Source organism: Bacterioplanoides sp. SCSIO 12839 (assembly GCF_024397975.1).
Lineage (GTDB): Bacteria > Pseudomonadota > Gammaproteobacteria > Pseudomonadales > Oceanobacteraceae > Bacterioplanoides.
Genome location: NZ_CP073745.1, coordinates 3,022,091 through 3,043,693 on the forward strand (window position 1 = coordinate 3,022,091; position 21,603 = coordinate 3,043,693).

The following is a 21,603-nucleotide window of genomic DNA, read 5'->3' on the forward strand; positions in this document are numbered from 1 at the left end:
GACTTATTCTTCTAGTGTTGCTGATACACGGAAAACTTCATCCAAAGAAGTAATCCCTTCCCTGGCATAATCCAGTGCAGACACCGCTAACGGCCTGAAATTCGGACTTTGGGCAGACGCTCTGGCAAACCCTTCATTGTCTTTTTGTCTCAGGCAAGACAACATGTCAGGCGTCACCTCTAACAGCTCATAAATACCAATTCGCCCCTGATAACCGGTATTATGACAATGATGACAACCACGACCTTCAAGATAAGAGTGGTTTTCGGAACCCACATCCAGTGCTTTCAGCCAGGCTTTCTCCTGCTCTTCGATGGTATGAGGCTGCTGGCAATGTGGGCATAAACGTTTAATCAGCCGCTGTGCCATCACAGCCCGTAACGACGATGCCACCAGATAATGATCAATACCCATATCCATCAGTCGTGCCGCAGCAGAAGCCGCATCATTGGTATGTAAAGTCGATAACACCATATGACCTGTCATGGCTGCACGTAGGCCAATTTCGGCGGTTTCATGGTCACGCATTTCCCCCACCAGCACGATATCCGGGTCCTGACGTAAGGCGGCGCGCAACACCGTCGAAAACTCCAGCCCAACCTTGCTGTTAACCTGCACCTGATTTACTCGTGGCAGGCGATATTCGATCGGGTCTTCTGCGGTAATGATTTTTTTTTCGGGCGTATTTAATGAAGTCAGGGCAGCATAAAGTGTGGTTGTTTTACCGCTACCTGTTGGGCCCGTCACCAGAATCAGGCCATGAGGGCGGTGAATTAAATAATCAAAGCGTTGCTGAATTTTTTCAGGCATACCGAGCGCTTCCATATCCAGAATGCCAGCACTCTGATCCAGCAAACGCATCACCACCGATTCACCAAACTGCACCGGCATGGTCGATAAACGTACATCGATGCTACGCTGGCTTACCCGAATATTAAAACGACCATCTTGTGGAAGTCGTTTTTCAGAAATATCCAAGCCTGACATAATTTTCAGGCGGGATACCAAAGCCGAAGCAACACGACGTTCTTTTACCACCTGTTCCTGCAGTTCACCATCGACCCGCAAACGAATACGTAATTGAGTTTCTTCCGGCTCAATATGAATATCCGATGCCTTCACCTGAACGGCATCCTCAAACAGGCTCTGCAATAAACGTACAACTGGCGCTTCACTGGTATCGGATGACAGCGCCATTTCGCTGATATCAAAATCACTGCTTTGCAGCTCACCTTCCAACTCACCCGCAATATTGGCCATTTCTTCCTGTCTGCGATAGACAGAGTCCAGAATGGACAACAACTCCTGCTCACGAACAAACGCAGGCATCACCGGCTTCTTAAGCACACGCTGCAAATCATCAATGGTCATCAGATCCATTGGATCTGCCATACCAATTAATAACCCTGCACCTTCCTCCGCTAAAACAATACAACGGAAGCGACGCGCCTGAGTTTCAGGCAAGCGTTGAATCAGCTCCTGGCGCAGTTTAAAGCGAGCAAGATCGATAAACGGGTAATTAAAATGATCAGAAAGTGCCTGTAACAGCTGATCTTCCTGAACAAATCCCAGATCAATAATCGCCTGGCCGATTTTTTTGCCGGTTTTTTTCTGCTCAGCCAAAGCCTGCATCAGCTGGTCTTCACTGATCAGGCCTTTTTCCATTAACAAATCGCCGAGGCGAACTTTTTTTCGTGTTTGCAATTCCATGGACTACCTCAGATCAGCACGCTTCTGTTCCAGCCACTGACGCTGCGATGGTGACAAGACATAACGATCCAATACATCTGAAAGCACAGCCATCGCCTGCTCTGGCTGCTGGTTTTGTTCAAAAGCAGAGGCCATAGCAACAGGCCAATCGGCTTTCTGTGGTTGTAATTTAATCAGCTGCTGATAACTGCTGATTGCATCCTTATAGGCCCCTGCCATATGTAAACCCGGCGCCAGTGTGGCAAACCAGGCCTGATTTTTTTGTTGCGGGTGCTGCTGATAAAAATTAATAAACTGATCAAACTTTTGTTGCTCAAGATAAATACGTAGCTGATTGCTCAGTGATTTATTTTTAATATCATCAGGTAATTTTTTTTGAGCCAATATTTCAGCATTCAACGCTTCTGCTTTTTGCCATTGGCCATAACGCATGGCGTTTTTGACACTCAGATATTGCGTACGAAGTTTCTGGTCATCACGATGAATTTCAAAGTGGGACGAGTTTGGGTCCGATTTATCTTTTTCAATAGTAGATTCAGTTGCTGTCACAACCTTTGGCTTAATCGTTTCTCTAGCTTTAGCCTCGGCTATTGGCGCTTCTTTTGGTTCAACCGCTTTCACAATTGGAGGAGCAATGGTTGTTACTGACAAGGATTCCCCAACAGAAGCGGCCGCTATTGGTTCACTGGTCTGTGAATCTGTTGTTTTAACCAAGGCTGTTTTTGCAGTCGAGGTAACTTCTTCAAGCTGGGGGGATTTTTCTGATGTTTCAGCAACACTGATGATTTCAGAAACTGAATTCATCTCTGTTTGTGAGCTATTTGCAACATTTTCGACGAACGAAAAATTGACCTCAGGCTGAATTTCCGGAACCGTCTGATATTGCAGCTTCACAATTGTTGGGCTGTCAGCTGGGGATTTCTGATTTATAACATACCCGGCAATACCACCCACGATCAAAAAAGCTGGAATCATTAACCATGGAGAAAAAAAAGCTCGGCGTGTATTTTCCTGAGGCAAGACAAATGCCTGTGGCACAACCGGCTCAAGCTGCTCACGCCGATCAATGTCTTTCAGAACCTGATGCACCAGACTCATAAACACACCACGGCCGTTACCGCCAGCGCTAACAAGTGAGGCCAACGGCGAACAGGTTGTGACTGACGAAATGAAAACTCGGTGTCTTCTATGGCTAAGTTCACATGCCGTACATCTAAACGTTGTGTGCCGGCACCATAACCGACCAGTAAGGCCTTACTGGCAATCACATTCACTAAACGAGGAATTCCCTGTGTTGCCTGCCATAAGGCACTGATGGCTTTATTGGTAAAAACCGGAATACCGGTATAACCGGCAAGACACATACGTTGTTGTAGATACAGGCCAAGACTTTCATCATCACACAATGGGTTCAAACGCGATGACGAAGTAATACGTTGATACAGCTGACGAAGTTCGGGCTGGGATAACGTCACATCCAGCTCGGGCTGACCAAATAAAACGATCTGAATCAGTTTTTGTTTTTCAGTTTCCAAATTTGAAATCAGTCTGAGCGCTTCCAGTGTTTCTCTTGGCATCGACTGAGCTTCATCAATAATCAATACCACCTGATGTTGGTTCTTTGCCTGTATCAATAAAAAATTTTCGATATCAGCGCGCAGCTGAACCGGGTCACCGTGATGTTGATACGAAATTTCCAGTTCACGGGCAATCGCCTGCCATAAGCCCTCAGGATCAACTGCCGGATTAGGAATATAAGCCGTATGAAAGCCCTTATGATCCAGCGTATTTAACAGGCGCCGGCACAACATGGTTTTTCCTGTGCCTACTTCTCCGGTTACTTTAATAAAGCCTTCACCCGACGATAATGCATACACCAACATATCGAATGCTTTGCGCTGACTGGGCAGGTCGACATAAAAATCCGTGTTCGGGGTCAGGCCAAACGGTGCCTGAGATAGTCCATAAAATCGTGAGCAAGAATCGGCCAGCTGCATAACTTCCATGATCAACTCCCCTGCAACATCACCTGTGAATAGCGATCATTCAGGTACTCAATTTGTTGATCTGATAAACCGGAGCCAACCACACGCGGTTGTAATAAAATCACTAATTCACTTTCACGAATCTGCTCACGCTCCTGGCGGAATAACCAACCCAATACCGGGATATCACCTAAAATCGGCACACTGGCGGTTGTTACGTCTTTACGATGTTGAATCAAACCACCAATCACCACGATCTGACCGGAACGTGCTTTAACAATGGAGTCGGTTTCACGCACACGGCTGAATGCTAATGGCAGAGTATAATCATCATCGCCGAGTTCGATCACTTTCACCCGCTCTTCTACTTCCGTCACGGTTGGGTGAACGTGCAGAATCACTTCATCTTTTTCACCCACTTGTGGGGTTACATCCAGCGCGATGCCAGAGAAAAAAGGTGTCAATTCGATTTCAGGTGCATCGGTAGTACCGGTCGAACTGGTGGTGGTGCTGTTGGTTACTTCCGTAACAAAAAACTCATCCGTACCCACTTTAATCACTGCTTTCTGGTTATTCACTGTAGCAATGCGAGGGCTGGAAAGTACTTTCACTTCTCCCTGAGTTTGTAATAGTTCAAGTGCTCCACTAAAGTCACCGACACTGAAGTCCAGTGAAAAAACACCACCAATCCGATCCGGGTTTAATAAAGGAATCGAGCGCAGACTGGTATCCCAGGAGTTTTTATCACTACGAGCCGAAAGTGTGTTCCAGTTAATACCAGCCTGATAGCCATCGTTTAACGTTACTTCCAGAATTTTTGCTTCGATCAACACCTGCTTCTGTACACTTAACTCTGCGCGCTCCAGATATTTTTCAATCATATTCAGTGTATTAGGCTGACCTTTGACAATGACGATGCCCGCATGTGCATCCACAACCACCTGTGCGTCCTGCTCAGAGCTGGTCATCAGCTGCAGTGTTGTTCTCAGGTTGGTCCAGAAATCGGTACCCGATTCAGTTTCAACCTGACTGACATTAATGGTACTGGTTTCTGTTTCCGTTCGACTGCGATTCGATGAATTAGAATCACTGGTGGTACTACTAACCTGACCACTACTGACGCGCATACCAGAATTACCATTTCGCTTTACGTTCAGGTAATTGATTGGATAAATACGGGTTTGCTGCAGGCTGGGTAAAATCTGAATGCCATATTCCGACATCACAAAATCAAAACCATAAATATCACGAACTGCACTTAATGCTTCCTGCAGGGTGACATCTTTAATGTTTAAAGAAATTTCACCACTGACTTGTGGATGAACCACCAGATTCTGATCTGTACCCTGCACCAGGCTGTTAAAAAACGTTTGTGCCGGAACCTGTCGGGCAATCACGTCGAAGCGTTTTTCCAGCAATGCATCGTCTTCACTCAGTGATGGCAATAATTGTTCAGGGTTAAACAACGTCGCCCTGCGCGGCAGTGGATCAGCCTGTAGTAATTGCTCAGGTTGGCCACTGCTGTGCAAGGCTTCTTTGTCATCATCCAGACGTGAAGTCGGTGTTGCACAAGCAGAGATCAGCAGGCATAAAACACACGCTAATACGTGTGGCAACGGTATAACCGACATCAGTCCTGGATTCATTCTTACTGTATTCATAAAACCTGCTACTTCCCGTAATATTCTGACTGCTGCTTAACGGCTGGCTTTGTGATTCTTCCTGAGTTGACCTCAGATACAGATGCACTCTCTAATAAAGATAGTACAAAACGATTTTTTGTCGTTTTTAACGTTACACTCGTTTGATCAATCGCAATAACCGTCGCTTGTTTGATACGATCTCCGACGGCAAGAATTTCATCATTAATCACGGCAAAACGTTGTGTATCACGCACCAGAATTTGCTGCAGATTTAATGATCTTTGGGATACCGGAGCCACGGCACGTGGTTCTGATGTCAACCAGGCAGGTGGGCGTGTTGGGTCGGCGGCGTGCAAGCTGGTACTCAGAATCACGAATACCCATAGTAAAATCATTCTCATCATCGGTTACCCTCCCACCAGATCTTCGCGGCTACTCAGGGTGTATACCTGTAACGTTAAATCACCCCTCGGATAATCCGTCACTTCATAATCCAGCAGTTGCCAATACAAACGCCAGGGCAAAGCATCCAGTCGTTTTAAATAGGCCAACAAGCTGTCGTAAGTCGTCGATAAACGAATTTCCATACTATGACGGTACAAATAAATACCTTGATCACTGTTCTCTAACGCTACTTTTTCTCGAGGCAATGTTGCCAGGCTCGTTACTTTCAGTGCTTTATCCTGGGTTAACATTTGTTTCAGCACGGTTGCCATATCTTCCGGTGAAACCAGCGCATCAGTGAGCATACTGATACGTTTTTCGACCTGTCGATGTTCTTCAAGCAGCACATCAATTTCGTTTCTGAGATCCTGATTAGGATCTAAAATAGGTGAGTTTTGTAAATTACCCAGTTGCTGCTCCAGTTTCAGGTTTAATGCAAAATGTTCTTCGGCTTCCGTTTGTTTCATTTGCCCCCGTTTAAAGGAAGGTTCAATAAAAAACAAAATAAAAATAAAGAACAAAACAACATGGATTGTGATCAGAGCCAACAACTTCTCTCGCTGGCTCAGTGCCTGATAATGTTCAATGACACGCTCAGCATTAGGATGTTGCCACCAACTCATCGACTTTCTCCCTGAACCAAATGACGTTCAGTAGCGATAGTATTTTCATCATTGCCATCGCGTGACTTTGTGTCTAATTCAAATAACAACCAGGAGTGTGTTTCCTGCTTTTGCACATCGATAAAGCGAAAAGACACATCCTGGTAGGCATCCTTTTCAACCAGTGTTGAGATATAAGGTGATAATTTGGATGGGTCATCCAAAAAACCCTGCAAAACAACCTGCTGCCCCTGATCGGCAATCACAAAACGCTGCAACCAGACTCCCTCAACAGACTGGTCCCCTAGCTGTGCGACTTTGTTTGAATAAGAATGGCTTTGTTTAAGGTGCCCCTGGGTCAGATAGCTGAGTATTTTCCGGCTGCCTTCCAGGTTTTTCTGACTCTGAGCTTTTCTCTGCTCAAGAGATGAATCCACCTCCAGCGTTGGTCGCTCAGACATAACCTGCTCAATCTGCTGCTGCAGAAATATTTCCTGCCTCTGAATTACCTTGAGCTGACGCTCCTCCCAGTGTTCATACCCCCAGGAAATCAATGTCAGCAACAACATCACAACAACATTAATGCCAACACCAAGCAGCACATAGGCAATGTCTTTGGGTAATTGCGGTGGTTTAAAGTCATCGGTGTAAAAATTAATTTGCTGCTTAACCTGCCAATTCATAAGACAAGCTCCCTCCCAGTGCCGTCGCTAACGAGGCTGTTAACGAATCCGGAGGGGACATACGGTTAAACGCGCTGTCCAGTGAGAAAGTACGAATGGGAGTGTTAACCGCGGTTTCCAGCTCAGGCAAGACTGAATCAATTTCAACCGCATCCGGCACCATGGCCCAGATCTGGCCCACACTCCCCATGCCAAGCTGACTTTCGAAATAATCCATTGAGCGCTGAACTTCTAAGGCCAGGTTTTCCAGGCGGCTATCGGTTTCCAACGACAGCCCTCCATCCACCGACGACAGGTCGCCATCTGCTGGAGTTTTCAGACCCAAGTCATCGGTTCCCACGCCTAAATGGCGGGTCATGTATAAACCGCCGTTCTGAAACAGGTAAAAATCACCTTCGTTATGATCTAAACGTAACACCCCCACACTGGTTTCAGGCTCCATCGCCGCAACTAACTGCAGAATGCTTAGCTCGGGAATCGTGACTTCCTTTAACTCCAGGCTTAACTCTTCTGCCCACCCCACCAGCTGCTGGATTCGCTGGCGATCAATCACAGCCGCAAACGCCATGTCCATGCGGCCACGATAGGCATCGGCTGGTAAACGGAAACCCTGCACCACTTTTTGTTCGATCGGTTGGCTGATCATGTCTTTTACCCGAAAACGCAATGCATCACTTAACTCGTGGTCAGGTACGACGGGCGCATCCAGCAGATGAAGTTCATAATCCTGATGATCAAGAGAAACAAAGACCGGCAAATGCTCGAAGCCATGCTGCTCAATCCAGCTTGCTAATCCTGTTAAAGCGGCCTCTCCTGCTTCAGAACGAAAGCAGTGAGTGACGCCCGAAACGTCCCTCAGAACCGCAAACGCCTGACCATTATGCAGCTCAATGCCTAAGCAACGGCCACTATCAGACTGACGCTTACTCCAGGGCATTTTTTTCCAGAACCCATTCCCAAAACCAGACCCAAAACCAGACCCAAAACCAGACATAGACTCCTCGATCATCTGACTTATCTGTATTGAGTGTAGACCAGCTTTTGGCAGACATAGTCTTACCCGCCTCACGTGACTATAATGTCGTCACTAAATTCTTTGATTACATGACCTAAGCCCATGTTTAATATCGTTTTATTTGAGCCTGAGATCCCTCCGAATACCGGCAACATCATTCGTTTATGTGCCAATACCGGATGTCAGCTGCATCTGATTGAACCGCTCGGATTTAACATGGAAGAAAAGGCACTGCGCCGTGCCGGACTGGATTATCACGAATGGGCCAAGGTGAAAATTCATCCAAACTTTGATGAATTTATGAACAAAGAACAGCCTGAAACCCTGTACTGCTTAACGACCAAGGGCAAAACGACTCATTCATCGGTTGCGTTTAAGAAAGACGACTATTTGATGTTTGGCCCGGAAACCCGTGGCCTACCAGAAGATGTGCGAATGCAGTTTCCGCAAGAGCAATGGCTGCGTCTGCCAATGATGGCCGACAGCCGTAGTATGAACTTATCCAACTGTGTATCCGTGATGGTATATGAGGCCTGGCGCCAGCTGGGTTATGAAGGAGCAATTTCTTAACTCAACCCAGGGGATATCCAATACAAAAAACGCCGTTCGTTTTCACGAACGGCGTTTTTATAAGCCGAAGACCAGTTCAGTATTACTGAATGGTTTCTGAGCTTTCTGCAGACTCAGCCGCTTTTTGCTGTTCTTGCTGCAAGCGTTGCTGATACAGGGCATCGAAGTTAATCGGCGCCAGCATCAGTGCCGGGAAACCACCTTTAACGACCATGCTATCAATGCTTTCGCGCAGGTACGGGAACAGGATGTTCGGGCACATCGCACCTAGCATCGGCTTCAGCTGGTCTTCAGGAATATTGGTCATGGTGAACAGGCCAGCTTGCTCCAGCTCCACCAGGAAAGCCGTTTCTTCAGCGTTGGTTGCGGTTACAGTCACTTTAACGGTCACTTCGTAGTGCTGTTCGTCCAGCTTACGGGCACCGGAGTTCAGATCCAGTTTAATCTCTGGCTTCCACTCTTTGGTAAAAGCTGCCGGTGCATTAGGCGCTTCAAATGAAGCATCTTTCACATAGATACGCTGCAGGGCAAATTGTGGATGATTCTCTGCCATTGTCTTAATTCCTTAAATCTTTTATCTGACCAGGTTCACACCCGGATTATTTTTTAACGACGGGTAAGTTTTGCGCATTCCACTCCATCATGCCGCCACTCAGACGCACAGCATTGTAGCCTTGCTCACGCAACATTTTGCCCGCCATGCTCACCGTCTGGCCGGTTTTACACACCAGAATGATGGGCTTTTCTTTATGAACGGATAACTCAGTCATACGGTTTGCCAGATTGGCGTAAGGGATATTAATGGCATTGGCCAAATGACCCTGACCAAATTCACCTTTATCACGAATATCCAGTACCACGGCATCTTCTTTGTTGATCAGCTGGGTAGCCTGGGCGGTAGACAGCGACTGACCAGCACGCTGATTGTTGTCCCACAACAACGCTGCCAGAAAAGCACCCCAGATGCCTACTAACCACCAGTGATTTCCAATGAATTCAAAAAGCTGATCCATACAAGACCTATATTGTTAACCGGTTAAATGACCTGCAGATGACATGGCGTCATATCATCGGCGTATAAAAATGAGCGCGCAGTATAGCGCTCAAGCCTATCCGGCTCCACCGCTGCATGGGTCATTGCTAATGTATCTGGGAGCGTTTGTGGCAAATACAAGGGCCGCTTGAATAATTCTGAATCACTTCGCCTGATAAATCTCAACGGCTGGCGGCATAACCATGCGAAAGATGCCGCACACCGGCAATTCAGGTACACTGCGGCTTTTGAACATCGGCTTGCCCGTTCCCTCTTATTTTCTGAGTTGAGTTTGCCCGCATGACATCACGTCCTACTCCAACTGCACTGATCATTCTGGATGGCTGGGGCCATCGTGAAGAAACCGAACATAACGCCATTGCTAACGCTCCAACGCCCACCTGGGATCGTCTGTTAGCAGAATATCCGAATGCACTGATCCAGACCTCCGGCGCTGCCGTTGGCCTGCCAGATGGACAAATGGGTAACTCCGAAGTCGGCCATATGAATCTGGGCGCGGGTCGTATCGTCTATCAGAACTACACCCGTATTAACAAATCCATCGCCGATAACGAGCTGCAAAACAACGACGCTCTGGTCGCTGCGATGGACAAAGCTATCGCCAATGACGGCGCGGTGCATTTTGTTGGCCTGCTGTCTCCCGGTGGTGTTCACAGCCACGAAGACCACCTGGTTGCACTGCTGGAAATGGCCAAAGCCAAAGGGGTTAAACGCTCTAACGTGCACGGCATTCTCGATGGTCGTGATATGCCACCGCGTTCTGCAGAACCGTCAATTCAACTGATTGAAGACAAACTGGCAGAACTGGGCAACGGCAAGCTGGCGACCTTAATTGGCCGCTTCTATTCGATGGATCGTGATAACCGTTGGGATCGTGTTGAACAAGGTTATGTCGCCATGACCGAAGGCAAAGCGCCGTTCAGCGCCGCCAATGGCATCGACGCGTTAAACGCCGCGTATGCCCGTGATGAAAACGACGAATTTGTTCAGGCCACCATTATTGGCGATGCCGATGCCCAGGTAAAAGATGGCGACAGTATTATCTTCTTTAACTTCCGCCCGGACCGCGCCCGTGAGTTAACCCGTGCGTTTGTGGACGGTAACGACTTCGATGGTTTTGAGCGTGCGGTAACGCCAGCGTTATCCGACTTTGTGATGATGACCGAATACGCCGCTACGATTCCTGCTAATTGCGCCTTTCCACCGGAAGCGCTGACCAACGGCTTAGGCGAGTACGTGTCGAATCTGGGTCTGAAGCAGCTGCGTATTGCGGAAACCGAAAAATACGCTCACGTTACCTTCTTCTTCTCCGGTGGCCGTGAAGATCTGTACGACGGCGAGACCCGTGAACTGATCAAATCGCCGGATGTAGCCACCTACGATTTGCAGCCAGAAATGAGCGCTCCGGAAGTCACCGACAAACTGGTGGCGGCTATCAAAGAGCAGGAATATGACCTGATTGTATGCAACTACGCCAATGGCGATATGGTTGGTCATACCGGTTCTTACGAAGCGACGCTAAAAGCCGCTGAAGCCATTGATGCCAGCATCAAACGTGTGACCGAGGCACTATTAGAAGTGGGTGGCGAATGTCTGATCACCGCCGACCATGGCAACGCGGAAATGATGGTGGATGATCAGGGTCGCCCGATGACACAACACACCACCGGCCCGGTGGATATGATTTATGTGCACGGCCGTGAACAAGCTCTGCAGCTGCAACCGGGTCGTTTGTGTGATGTCGCCCCAACTTTGCTGGCCATGATGGGCTTACAGCAGCCAGAAGAAATGAGCGGCAATGCGCTGATCAATTTCTCCTGATGGCGTCGGTTTTTTCATAAGAGCGGGCTGACTATGCGTCTGATATCACTGCTGTTGCTGTTTTCTGGTGCGTTGTTGTTTCATCCTTTGGCGTTCGCCAATGATGAGCAGCAGCTGAACAACCTGAAGCAGGAAATCAAAAAGCTGGAACAATGGCTGAATCAGGCCAAAGACGAATACAGCCAGCTCGACCAGGCATTACGCCAATCCGATCTGGAAATTGCCGAACTGCTGAAAAAAATCGAGTCCACCCGTGCCGAGCTTAAGGAGGAGCAGGCCCGCCTAAAAAAGCTGCGCCGGGAGCAATCCCAGCTACGCCAACTCCGTGAACAGCATCGTACTCATCTGGCCGAGCAATTGCGCGCGGCGCAACAGTTGGGCGATCAGGGGCCATTAAAACTGCTACTGAATCAGGATGATCCACAACAAGCGCAACGCATGATGCGCTATTTCAGCTATTTTAATCAGGCCCGGATTGAACATATCGAAACCCTGATTGCGGAATTACAGCGCCTCGACACCATCGCCGAACAAATCGAAGCACAAGAGCGTCAGTTGCAACAAACCGAAGGCCGGTTGCTGCAACAGAACCGCAAACTCAGTGCCCGCAAATCTGAACAAAAGAAACTGTTAGCCAGTTTAAGCCGCCAGTTATCCGGCCGTGAACAACAGTTAAAACGTAAACAAGCCGACCGCAAACGACTGGAACACTTATTGGGTGAAGTACAAAACCTGATCAGCAACAGCGTGCGCAAAAACGACGAACGCCCGTTCCGCTCAATGAAAGGCAAGTTACCCCGCCCCACCAGTGGTCGCGTCGCCAAAGCCTTTGGTAATCGTCGCGATCAACACGCACGCTGGGATGGTTGGTTAATTAATACCCGTGAAGGGCAAAAAGTTAGCGCGGTGCACCACGGCCGTGTCGTGTTTGCAGACTGGCTACGCGGCTTTGGTTTGTTAACCATTATTGATCATGGCCAGGGGTATTTGAGTCTGTATGCCCACAATCAAACCTTGTTCCATGATGTGGGAGCCTGGGTCAATCAAGGCGATACCCTGTCATTAGCGGGAATTAACGCTGATAGCGGCCGCTCCAACCTGTATTTTGAGATACGCCATCAAGGGCGGCCAAAAGATCCGGCGGCCTGGCTAAGCCGCAAATAAGCACTTCAAAAGGTACATCAAACTCACTGGTAAATAGTTGCATCAACTTCGCTGGTAAAGACTTTCTCAGGCGCTAAGGTTTTGAAAGTGCTGCTTTTGTGCCATTCTTCGGATTCATTATTAAAACTGAGTGATTGGATGCCCAGCTTGCTTTCTTCATCTTTAAAGCGAATCAGCCCGTTATTTATCGGAATGTCGTTATTCGGCCTGTCGTTAACTCAACCAGCGTTTGCTGATAACGGTACTGAACCTCATATCGAAGCAGCAGAGGATACTGCTGCCAATAATGCCGAACAGGGCCGCTTGCCGTTACGTGAACTGCGAAACTTCACTGAAATTTTTGAGCGCATCCGCAGTTCCTACGTCGAAGAAGTGGACGACAAAACCTTATTGGAGTATGCCATTAACGGCATGCTGACCTCGTTAGACCCGCATTCTGTGTACCTGCAACCCGAAGCTTTTAATGACCTGCAGGAAAGCACCTCAGGTAAGTTTGGTGGCCTGGGCATTGAAGTGGGCATGGAAGATGGCCTGATTCGTGTGGTCACCCCGATTGATGATACTCCAGCAGAAAAAGCTGGCATTAAAAGTGGCGACCTGATTGTCACGTTAGACGGCGAAGCCGTGATGGGCATGAACCTCAGTGAAGCAGTCGATCGCATGCGCGGTGAACCGGGTTCAGAGATCACCTTAGAAATTCGCCGCGCCAATGAAAAAGAACTGTTGACCTTTACCCTTGAGCGCGCCGAAATCAAAGTCGCCAGCGTGCGTACCGAAACTCTGAGTGGTGGTATCGGTTATGTTCGCATCACTCAGTTTCAGGAAAAAACCGGCCCGGAGCTGAACAAGGCCATTGAAAAGTGGACCCAAGCGGATGAGCCGTTAAACGGCCTGATCCTTGACCTGCGTAATAACCCGGGCGGTGTTTTGGATGCCGCCGTTGAAGTTACCGACGTGTTTATCGATGACGGTTTGATTGTGTATACCGAAGGCCGTGCGGCCAATTCTGAACTGCGCTTCTCCGCCACTGAGCAGACATCCGCAGCAGATATCCCGGTGGTGGTACTGATTAATGGTGGTTCAGCCTCAGCGTCTGAGATTGTTGCCGGTGCTCTGCAAGATCATCAGCGAGCGGTGATTGTGGGTACCCGCTCGTTTGGTAAAGGGTCGGTGCAAAGCGTGTTGCCCATTACCGAAGAGAAAGCCATCAAGTTAACGACGGCGCGTTATTTCACGCCCAATGGCCGCTCAATTCAGGCACAAGGCATCAAGCCGGATATCTGGGTCGAACAAAGTGAAGTCACCCCTTACGAGCGTCGGGTGTATAAAGAGTCGGACTTACACGGCCATCTGAAAAACAGCAATGACCAACCACAAGAGAACAATGGCCAGCCGCAAGATAACAATACAGTGTCTGCAAAAGAAAAAGCCATCAGTTCTAATGAGCTGCTGAAACAGGATTTTCAGCTGTATGAAGCGCACACTTTATTGCGTGGTGTGACCATTTTGGCACCTAAAACGTCTAAATCTGAAGCTTCAGCAGTTAAAATCACACAAGACGCGAATCACGCAAAAGAAAGCTAAACGGATTACTGAAAACGACCAATGATGGCTTTGTTACACTCTCGATACTGGCCGGGCAAACTGCCCGGCTTTTTATTTCTGCTGACCTTACTGACCACATCACACCGGCTTCTGGCTGAGCCGCAACTCATCCTGATTATTGATGATATTGGTTATAACCGTGCGCTGGGCCAACAAACACTGGAACTTCCAGGGCCACTGAACCTGGCGTTTTTACCGCACACCCCGTTTTCGCGCTCGCTGGCCGAACAAGCCCATCAGTCAGGGCACACGGTTATGCTACATGCGCCCATGGCCAATAAAGCTCAGGCTAAATTAGGCCCGGGTGGTTTGACCGAAGAGATGAACCCGGAACAATGGCGAGCGACATTACTGGATAATATTCAGGCAATTCCTTACGTTGAAGGCATTAACAATCATATGGGCAGTCAGCTGACCGAAAATACCGAAGCCATGTCGGTTGTGATGCAGGTACTGCAACAGCAGGGATTATTTTTTGTCGATAGCCTGACCACGGCGCACAGTGTCGCTCAGCGCGAAGCACTTAAGGCAGGACTTCCCAGTCTCAAACGCGATATTTTTCTCGATCATGTCGCCGAAGAAGATGCCATTCAGCAACAATTAGACAAAGCCATCAAACGCGCTCAAAAACGGGGAATTTCAGTCGCGATTGGTCATCCATACCCGGAAACTCTGAGCGTGCTGAAACGTGAATTGCCCAATTTGTCACAACATAACGTCAGCCTGGTCGGTGCCAGCCAATACCTGAAACAGCACCTTTGGCAGGACAACATCTGGAATGACAACTTCTGGTATGGCAATCAAAGCGATCACTTCACGCCATCAAAATACCAACTTCAGCCCTTCCACCGACCCGCATTTGAGGCCAGAACAACACACTGACAACACACCATAAATCATTCTCTATGGCTGTTATTACAACTTTTAATTTGTACGAGAGTTCCAATTTGGGTACCCTCCGTTAAAAGCTGAATAAACAGTACTTTATAACAACAATTATGAGATCTACCTTATGCACCGTTTATTGCTCTTAGTGCTGGGACTGACCAGTCAATTGGCGTTCACCACCAGCGCCACAGCCAATGATGAAGTTGATGAATACACCGTTGAACTGTACGAACTTTATTGCACAGCGTGTCATGCAGTAGCAGCCTCTGGCGCACCCCAGGCCTTCACCAGCGACTGGCAGGATCGCCTGGACAAGGGTATGGACACCTTAGTGAACAACTCCATTACCGGCATTGGAAATATGCCAGCCATGGGAACTTGTGGTGAGTGTGCCGCTGAAGATATGGAAGACCTGATTCGTTATATGGCGCAGGAGAAATAATATGAATTTTGATCGCATCCCACTCAGCCGCCGCCAGTTATTAAAGTCGGCGGGACTGGGCATGTTAGCCGGCACCGCTGTTGGCAGTTCGGGTTGTTCATCACAACCAAAACCAGCCGCACCGGTTGGCATTGTGAATAAGAACGGGAAACGGGTTTTACCCTGGAGCAACTGGTCAGGCAATCAGAGTTGTCAGCCTAGTGACCGTTGGGTCCCCCGCAATGAAGATCAGTTGCTCGATGCTATCCGCAACGCCAGTCAGAACATTCGCTCGGTTGGCTCTGGCCACAGCTTCTCCGGCCTGGTCCCTACCGACCAAACTTTATTGTCATTAGCACGGTTACGCGGCATCGAGAATGTTGATCCACAAGCCATGGAAGCCGATGTTTGGGCCGGTACCCGACTCTCACAGCTGGGCAAAAAGCTGTGGGAGCATGATATGTCGATGATCAACTTATCCGATATTGATACTCAGGCCTTTGGTGGCGCCGTTGCCACTTCAACTCATGGTACGGGTAAAAACCTGGGCTCAATATCCACCCATATGACCCAAATGCGTTTTGCCAATGCGGCCGGCGACATTGTTGAGTGCTCCGAGTCCAACAACAGCGATTTATTCTACGCTGGCGGTAATAACCTGGGTGCGCTGGGCATCTTAACCAAAGCGCGTATCAAAACCGATAAAGCCTACCACCTGAAAGAACACAGCTGGATGATGTCAGAGGAAGAAGGGCTGGCACGAGCGGCGGAGCTGCGCGATCAACATCGTCATTACGAAATGTTTGCGTTGCCACACAGCGACTACATGTTAGGTGTTGCCATCGATAAGGTGGATCCGGCCGATATTCCGGCAGAAGAACCGGCCAACTCCGGCGATGCTTATGAAGCGTTCCGAACCTTATCCAATGTGATCGACTACCTGCCTTTCATGCGTAGCTGGCTGGTTAACTTTGGCGCCAGTGGCGTTGAACCGGAAACCCGCTACGGCAAATCCTGGGAGATTTTCGGCAACTTGCGCGACATTCTGTTTAACGAAATGGAGTACACGGTTCCGGCTGAAGTTGGCCCTGAATGTTTACGCGAAGTCTTGGCAACGATCAAAGAAAAAAATATTCCGGTGGTATTCCCGATTGAAGCCCGTTATGTCAAAGGTGATGATTTCTGGTTAAGCCCGTTCTATAAGCGCGATGGTTTCTCAATCAGTTGTCATAACTTCCACGATAAAGACTATAAAAAATACTTTGCTGCCATTGAGCCAATCTTCTGGAAATACGATGGCCGTCCACATTGGGGGAAAATTCATACCCTGGGAGCGAAAGAGTTGGCTGCCCGTTACGAGCGTTTTGATGACTTTCTCAAAGTGCGTCAGGAAATGGACCCAGAGGGCCGTTTCCTGAACGATCACCTGAAGCATACGTTAGGCGTTTAACACGCCTTACAGCAAAAATGCTGACACACCTTTCTAAGCAGCCAACCGGCTGCTTTTTTATGCCTGCTTAATTATAAAGCTTTGCTAATTGTCCACAAAAGCAACAACAGGAAGCGCAAACCTCAGCCCGCATTGACAAATGCAACACTCACAATTGATTCCTGACCACTCAATCAGGAAAATCCCGGCCTGACCAAATAATCAGCAAATGAAGCAACGAGGTTTCACTATGGCAAGTCGACTTACCTACCTAAAACGAATACTGCTGATAATAACTACAACAATTACAAGCATCTTAACCCTCACTACAGCCCTCGCCACTCTTTCTGGAATAGCACATGCCGCACCATTAAAAGCAGCCTTTGTATATGTTGGCCCTGCTAATCACGTTGGCTGGAGTTACGCCCATGACCAGGGCCGTCAGGCAATTGATGAACACTTTGGCGGCAAAGTGGAAACCAGCTATGTTGAGTTTGTACCTGAAGGTCGCTCCTCTCGCGAAACACTGCAAAAACTGGCGGATGAAAATGACATTATTTTCACCACATCCATGGGCTATATGGTGTCGTCTGCTCATATTGCGCGCCAGAACCCAGATGTGAAGTTCGAACACGCCACCGGCGACCGCAGCTCAGTGAACCTGGCCAACTACGCCACCCGGGCCTATGAACCGCGTTACCTGGCGGGCTATATTGCCGGCAAAATGAGCCGCAGTAATAAAATTGGTTATGTTGCCGCCCATGCCATTCCAGAAGTCATCCGTGGCATTAATGCTTTTACACTGGGAGTGAAGGCTGCCAACCCGAATGCCGAAGTTTTACTGGAATGGACCAAGTCGTGGTACGCCCCTGAAAAGGCTGCCTCGCTGGCAAACAAACTTATTGATCAGGGAGCGGATGTGATGACTCATCATACAGACTCTCCTGCCGTGGCAGAGGTTGCGGAGAAGCGTCAGACATATGTGATCAGTTATCATGCGGATATGTCATCCTTTGCCCCGGAGTACCACCTAGCCTCCGTCATTCATGACTGGGCACCGTACTACGTTAAACGCATCGAAGCACTGCTGAATAATAACTGGCAAAGCGGCAGTGAATGGACCGGTATGAAAGAATCGACCTCACGATTAGTGCATCTGAGCCGCAAAATTCCGGCCGATGTTCTGCAGGATGTGGAGCAGTTGCAGCGTCAGATTACCGAAGGAAAAAAGCAAGTGTTTGCCGGGCCGATCACCAACCACCGGGGTCGTACACGGGTCCGCCAGGGACAAGCGCTGGATGATGAAGCACTGCATCGGATGAACTGGTATGTACAGGGTGTTAAAGGATCGCTGCTGTTTTTTTAACCACAGGTCTATCGGTTTGCGTTACTCCGCAAACCGATAACCATTGCGGCCATCGTGTTTGACCTGATACATGGCCTCATCGGCATCGCGCACCAGCTCTTCCCAAATATCATCTCCCAAACGACCAATGGCAATACCGATACTGGCAGTAATCCCCTGCAGCTCAGGCCAGTCTGGGAAAGTCATCTCTTTCATGGACTGCTGTAAACGTTGTGCATAATGTTCCGCACCCGCTTTATCACAATCCAGCAATAACAGAGCGAACTCCTCTCCTCCCAATCGCCCTGTGCGATCCTGGTCACGCCCCAAATGCCTGAGAATATGACCGAATTTTTTCAGTACTTTATCGCCAGCGGCATGACCGTAGGTATCGTTGATGTGCTTGAAGTGATCCAGGTCGATCCATAACAACGCAACCCGAACCGATAAATCACTGAGCTGTTGCATTTGTTCAAGAAACGCACGGCGATTCAGCAAACCGGTTAAACCATCAACATTCGCCAGTACCTGCAGCTGATTGTTGGCACGCTCAAGCGCCTGAGCTTTGTCAGCCAGATCCCGGGTACGCAATTCAACACGGGATTCAAGCTCCTGATTGGCGTTGGCTAATTCAGTACTCAGAAATTCAATCTGACGACGTTGTTTAACCCGCAAATTTAATAAATTACTGGTTTGCATCAATACAAAAAACAACAGCCCGGCAGCAATCCATTCCGCACCAAGTATCAGCTGCAGGTTCAACAGGATATCGTGCGTCACAGCAATGCCTAAGGTAAGCACTCCGACTAACAGCAGTACGGCACCTTCGCGTCCACGCCAGCTGATCCGCAACAACAGGAGAATGCCTCCCACCGTTGTGATCATCAGCATATAAATGAAGACATCAAACAACACGCTGAAGTACAGGGTTGGCAACAACAAACACGTGATCGCACTGATGGCAAATGGAAAGCTGATCAGCCTGACGACACGTAACGATAGATCTTGCGGGAAACAAGCATGAATCCAATACAGAAAAAACATTGGTGCCGTCAGCATACACAGGTATTCAATTGTCATATGCAGCTCCCAGGTAAGCTGCCCATCCAATAACCAATAAAACGGGGTATAACCTGTGACCCCCAGGCGAACTCCTAACACCAGAGCGAATAACCCAAGCCACAAACCAGAACGATCTTTTGGATCAACATGATATTCGAGCACTAATAAGATGGCCATGATCACCATTAACGCCGCCACAATGGCCTCATAAACGGTCACCGAGAAAAAGTCATCCACCATCATTTCACGCTGGCCTAAAGCAATAGCCTGCCACGGCCCGCCATTATTGTGATGAAAGTTTGAGACCTGCAGCTTCAGACGAAGTTGGCCACGATCTGGAGGTGGGATCATCACTAACTGATTACCACTATAGGGCTGTGCGTGTGCTTGCTGATCCGCGACAGTGCCTCCCTCAGCCACCATTCGCTCATTCACATACAAACGAAATGCGGTGGATAACTCCGGAATGAGCAGCGCATATTCATAACGCGATGAAAGGTGACTGACGTTGAGTGTAAACGTGGCATAACCAACCCCTGGATATTGACGTCCAGCACTACTATCCCAGGTAGATGGCATCTCAAACCAGGGAGCCCGTGGTGGCTGCCACTGATCAGCCGGAGTCAGTTCGCCCCAATTCATGCCCCATTCACCGACTAACGGCAGTGGCTCTTCACGAGGGTCCCAGTCAAACGCGTCCAGCTGCCCGGATACTGCCCGGGATAATGCGCCAGGCGCGGCCAGCAGCAGTAACAATGACACACCGATGACAGACAGCTTACGAAAATAACTTATCAATAGATGGCTCATATAATTATTAGAATACAGTTAGTCCATTAACAACTTGGTACATATCAAATTCCCTGATGGTCCCAGAAGAAATTGGCATATTCAGCAATCATAACGACAAACTGATATACTGCCGCCCTGAATAATGCTTGCAAAACACTGGTGTGGTATGAATCCGGATCTTAACAAATTACAGCCTTATCCGTTCGAAAAACTAACAAAATTAAAAGCGGCCGTATCAGAAAATACAGAGCTGACACATATCGCACTTTCGATTGGCGAGCCTAAACACCCGGCCCCCGATTTTGTACAGCAAACCCTGATTGATAATATCCATCGTCTTGAGAATTACCCGACTACTAAAGGTCTGCCTGAACTGAACGAAAGCATTGCACAATGGCTGCAACAGCGTTTTCAGCTGAAGAGTATTGATCCGGTTGCCCAGGTGATTCCGGTGAACGGTACCCGCGAAGCCATTTTTGCTTTTACTCAGGCCGCGGTTGATCGCACTGCCAGCCAACCATTGGTCGTCAGCCCGAATCCGTTTTATCAGATTTATGAAGGGGCAGCCTACCTGGCAGGCGCTGAGCCACATTTCTTGCCGTGCCTTGAAGAGCACAATTTTATTCCGGACTTCGACGCCGTGGATGCCACTACCTGGGAAAACTGCCAGCTTCTGTTCTTATGCTCTCCTGGCAACCCAACAGGCTCTGTCATTCCGTTTGCGACTCTGGAAAAGCTGATTGCCCTGGCCGATAAACATAATTTCATTATTGCCAGTGATGAGTGTTACTCCGAAATTTATGTCGACGGTACAGAAGCACCGCTGGGATTACTGGAAGCGTGTCAACGCCTTGGCCGTCATGATTACAAGCGCTGTGTCGTCTTTCATTCATTGTCGAAGCGCTCCAATCTACCTGGCCTGCGCTCTGGTTTTATTGCCGGTGATGCGGATTTACTCAAACCTTTTTTGCTGTATCGAACCTATCATGGCTGTGCCATGCCGATTCAGACACAGTTGGCCAGCATTGCTGCCTGGAATGATGAAACACACGTTGAAGAAAACCGTCGCCAATACACCCAGAAATTTGCTGCAGTACTCGACATTCTGCAACCGGTTGCAGATGTCCGACAAACCGATGCCAGCTTCTATTTATGGCTGAAAACGCCTATCCATGAGGAAGAGTTCGCGCAGCAATTGTTTGCTCAGCAAAATGTCACTGTGTTACCAGGCTCGTACTTATCACGCACGGTTGATGGCATTAACCCTGGCGCTGGCAGGGTTCGTATGGCACTGGTTGCCAGCGTTGATGAATGTATTGAAGCAGCACAACGTATCCGCCAGTTTATCGAATCTCTCAGTCACTGAATAA

At 48.6% G+C, this 21,603-nt stretch carries 20 protein-coding genes; 9 read left to right on the plus strand and 11 right to left on the minus strand.

The features are described from left to right. Positions 1–3 precede the first annotated feature (3 nt). The 8 genes from KFF03_RS13720 to KFF03_RS13755 are packed head-to-tail and all read right to left on the minus strand — an operon-like array spanning position 4 to position 8,061. On the minus strand, positions 4–1,710 hold the full coding sequence (locus KFF03_RS13720; RefSeq protein ID WP_255857492.1) for a GspE/PulE family protein: 1,707 nt from the start codon (positions 1,708–1,710) through the stop codon (positions 4–6). A 3-nt stretch (positions 1,711–1,713) separates the two neighbouring features. Next, positions 1,714–2,808: a lipopolysaccharide assembly protein LapB gene (locus tag KFF03_RS13725; RefSeq protein ID WP_255857493.1), complete on the minus strand. Its 1,095-nt coding sequence runs from the start codon at positions 2,806–2,808 to the stop codon at positions 1,714–1,716. Then, positions 2,805–3,716, minus strand: a complete 912-nt coding sequence (locus tag KFF03_RS13730) for an ExeA family protein (protein ID WP_255857494.1) — start codon at positions 3,714–3,716, stop codon at positions 2,805–2,807. Before KFF03_RS13730 ends, KFF03_RS13725 begins: the two co-directional genes overlap by 4 nt. Positions 3,717–3,718: 2 nt before the next feature. Continuing rightward, positions 3,719–5,356: a pilus (MSHA type) biogenesis protein MshL gene (gene mshL, locus KFF03_RS13735; RefSeq protein ID WP_255857495.1), complete on the minus strand. Its 1,638-nt coding sequence runs from the start codon at positions 5,354–5,356 to the stop codon at positions 3,719–3,721. An 8-nt stretch (positions 5,357–5,364) separates the two neighbouring features. Then, positions 5,365–5,742: a hypothetical protein gene (locus KFF03_RS13740; RefSeq protein WP_255857496.1), complete on the minus strand. Its 378-nt coding sequence runs from the start codon at positions 5,740–5,742 to the stop codon at positions 5,365–5,367. Positions 5,743–5,745: 3 nt separating this feature from the next. Further along, positions 5,746–6,405 (minus strand): hypothetical protein, encoded by a 660-nt coding sequence (locus KFF03_RS13745; protein ID WP_255857497.1) that lies wholly within the window; start codon positions 6,403–6,405, stop codon positions 5,746–5,748. Beyond that, positions 6,402–7,067: a hypothetical protein gene (locus KFF03_RS13750; protein ID WP_255857498.1), complete on the minus strand. Its 666-nt coding sequence runs from the start codon at positions 7,065–7,067 to the stop codon at positions 6,402–6,404. The genes KFF03_RS13745 and KFF03_RS13750 overlap by 4 nt, the downstream gene beginning before the upstream one ends. Next, entirely contained in the window at positions 7,051–8,061 is a 1,011-nt protein-coding gene (locus KFF03_RS13755; RefSeq protein WP_255857499.1) for a hypothetical protein, read from the minus strand. Before KFF03_RS13755 ends, KFF03_RS13750 begins: the two co-directional genes overlap by 17 nt. A 123-nt stretch (positions 8,062–8,184) precedes the next feature. On the opposite strand from KFF03_RS13755, the gene trmL reads away from it, so the two are divergent. Further along, positions 8,185–8,652: a tRNA (uridine(34)/cytosine(34)/5-carboxymethylaminomethyluridine(34)-2'-O)-methyltransferase TrmL gene (gene trmL / locus KFF03_RS13760; protein WP_255857500.1), complete on the plus strand. Its 468-nt coding sequence runs from the start codon at positions 8,185–8,187 to the stop codon at positions 8,650–8,652. 82 nt (positions 8,653–8,734) lie between these two features. On the opposite strand, the gene secB is transcribed toward trmL, so the two are convergent. Further along, positions 8,735–9,205: a protein-export chaperone SecB gene (gene secB, locus KFF03_RS13765; RefSeq protein ID WP_255857501.1), complete on the minus strand. Its 471-nt coding sequence runs from the start codon at positions 9,203–9,205 to the stop codon at positions 8,735–8,737. A gap of 46 nt (positions 9,206–9,251) precedes the next feature. Further along, a complete protein-coding gene (locus KFF03_RS13770) occupies positions 9,252–9,665 on the minus strand; it encodes a rhodanese-like domain-containing protein (protein ID WP_255857502.1) in 414 nt (137 codons plus the stop codon). A 320-nt stretch (positions 9,666–9,985) separates the two neighbouring features. On the opposite strand from KFF03_RS13770, the gene gpmI reads away from it, so the two are divergent. The 7 genes from gpmI (at position 9,986) to KFF03_RS13805 (ending at position 18,400) form a co-directional block, all read left to right on the plus strand. Then, positions 9,986–11,527 (plus strand): 2,3-bisphosphoglycerate-independent phosphoglycerate mutase, encoded by a 1,542-nt coding sequence (gene gpmI, locus KFF03_RS13775; RefSeq protein WP_255857503.1) that lies wholly within the window; start codon positions 9,986–9,988, stop codon positions 11,525–11,527. 33 nt (positions 11,528–11,560) lie between these two features. Further along, on the plus strand, positions 11,561–12,691 hold the full coding sequence (locus KFF03_RS13780) for a murein hydrolase activator EnvC (RefSeq protein ID WP_255857504.1): 1,131 nt from the start codon (positions 11,561–11,563) through the stop codon (positions 12,689–12,691). Between the two features lie 87 nt (positions 12,692–12,778). After that, positions 12,779–14,275: a S41 family peptidase gene (locus KFF03_RS13785; RefSeq protein WP_370647481.1), complete on the plus strand. Its 1,497-nt coding sequence runs from the start codon at positions 12,779–12,781 to the stop codon at positions 14,273–14,275. Between the two features lie 21 nt (positions 14,276–14,296). Continuing rightward, a complete protein-coding gene (locus KFF03_RS13790) occupies positions 14,297–15,178 on the plus strand; it encodes a divergent polysaccharide deacetylase family protein (protein ID WP_255857505.1) in 882 nt (293 codons plus the stop codon). A 130-nt stretch (positions 15,179–15,308) separates the two neighbouring features. Beyond that, positions 15,309–15,626, plus strand: a complete 318-nt coding sequence (locus tag KFF03_RS13795) for a cytochrome c5 family protein (RefSeq protein ID WP_255857506.1) — start codon at positions 15,309–15,311, stop codon at positions 15,624–15,626. Between the two features lies 1 nt (position 15,627). After that, a complete protein-coding gene (locus tag KFF03_RS13800; RefSeq protein ID WP_255857507.1) occupies positions 15,628–17,055 on the plus strand; it encodes a D-arabinono-1,4-lactone oxidase in 1,428 nt (475 codons plus the stop codon). Positions 17,056–17,284: 229 nt separating this feature from the next. After that, positions 17,285–18,400 carry a BMP family ABC transporter substrate-binding protein gene (locus KFF03_RS13805; protein ID WP_255857508.1) on the plus strand — a complete coding sequence of 372 codons (1,116 nt, stop codon included), beginning with the start codon at positions 17,285–17,287 and terminating at the stop codon, positions 18,398–18,400. 21 nt (positions 18,401–18,421) lie between these two features. Here the strand turns inward: KFF03_RS13805 and KFF03_RS13810 are convergent, their stop codons facing one another. Beyond that, positions 18,422–20,203: a diguanylate cyclase gene (locus KFF03_RS13810; RefSeq protein WP_255857509.1), complete on the minus strand. Its 1,782-nt coding sequence runs from the start codon at positions 20,201–20,203 to the stop codon at positions 18,422–18,424. A gap of 196 nt (positions 20,204–20,399) precedes the next feature. Here KFF03_RS13810 and dapC point away from each other — a divergent pair, with 196 nt between their 5' ends. Continuing rightward, entirely contained in the window at positions 20,400–21,599 is a 1,200-nt protein-coding gene (gene dapC / locus KFF03_RS13815) for a succinyldiaminopimelate transaminase (RefSeq protein WP_255857510.1), read from the plus strand. Positions 21,600–21,603: the final 4 nt, after the last annotated feature.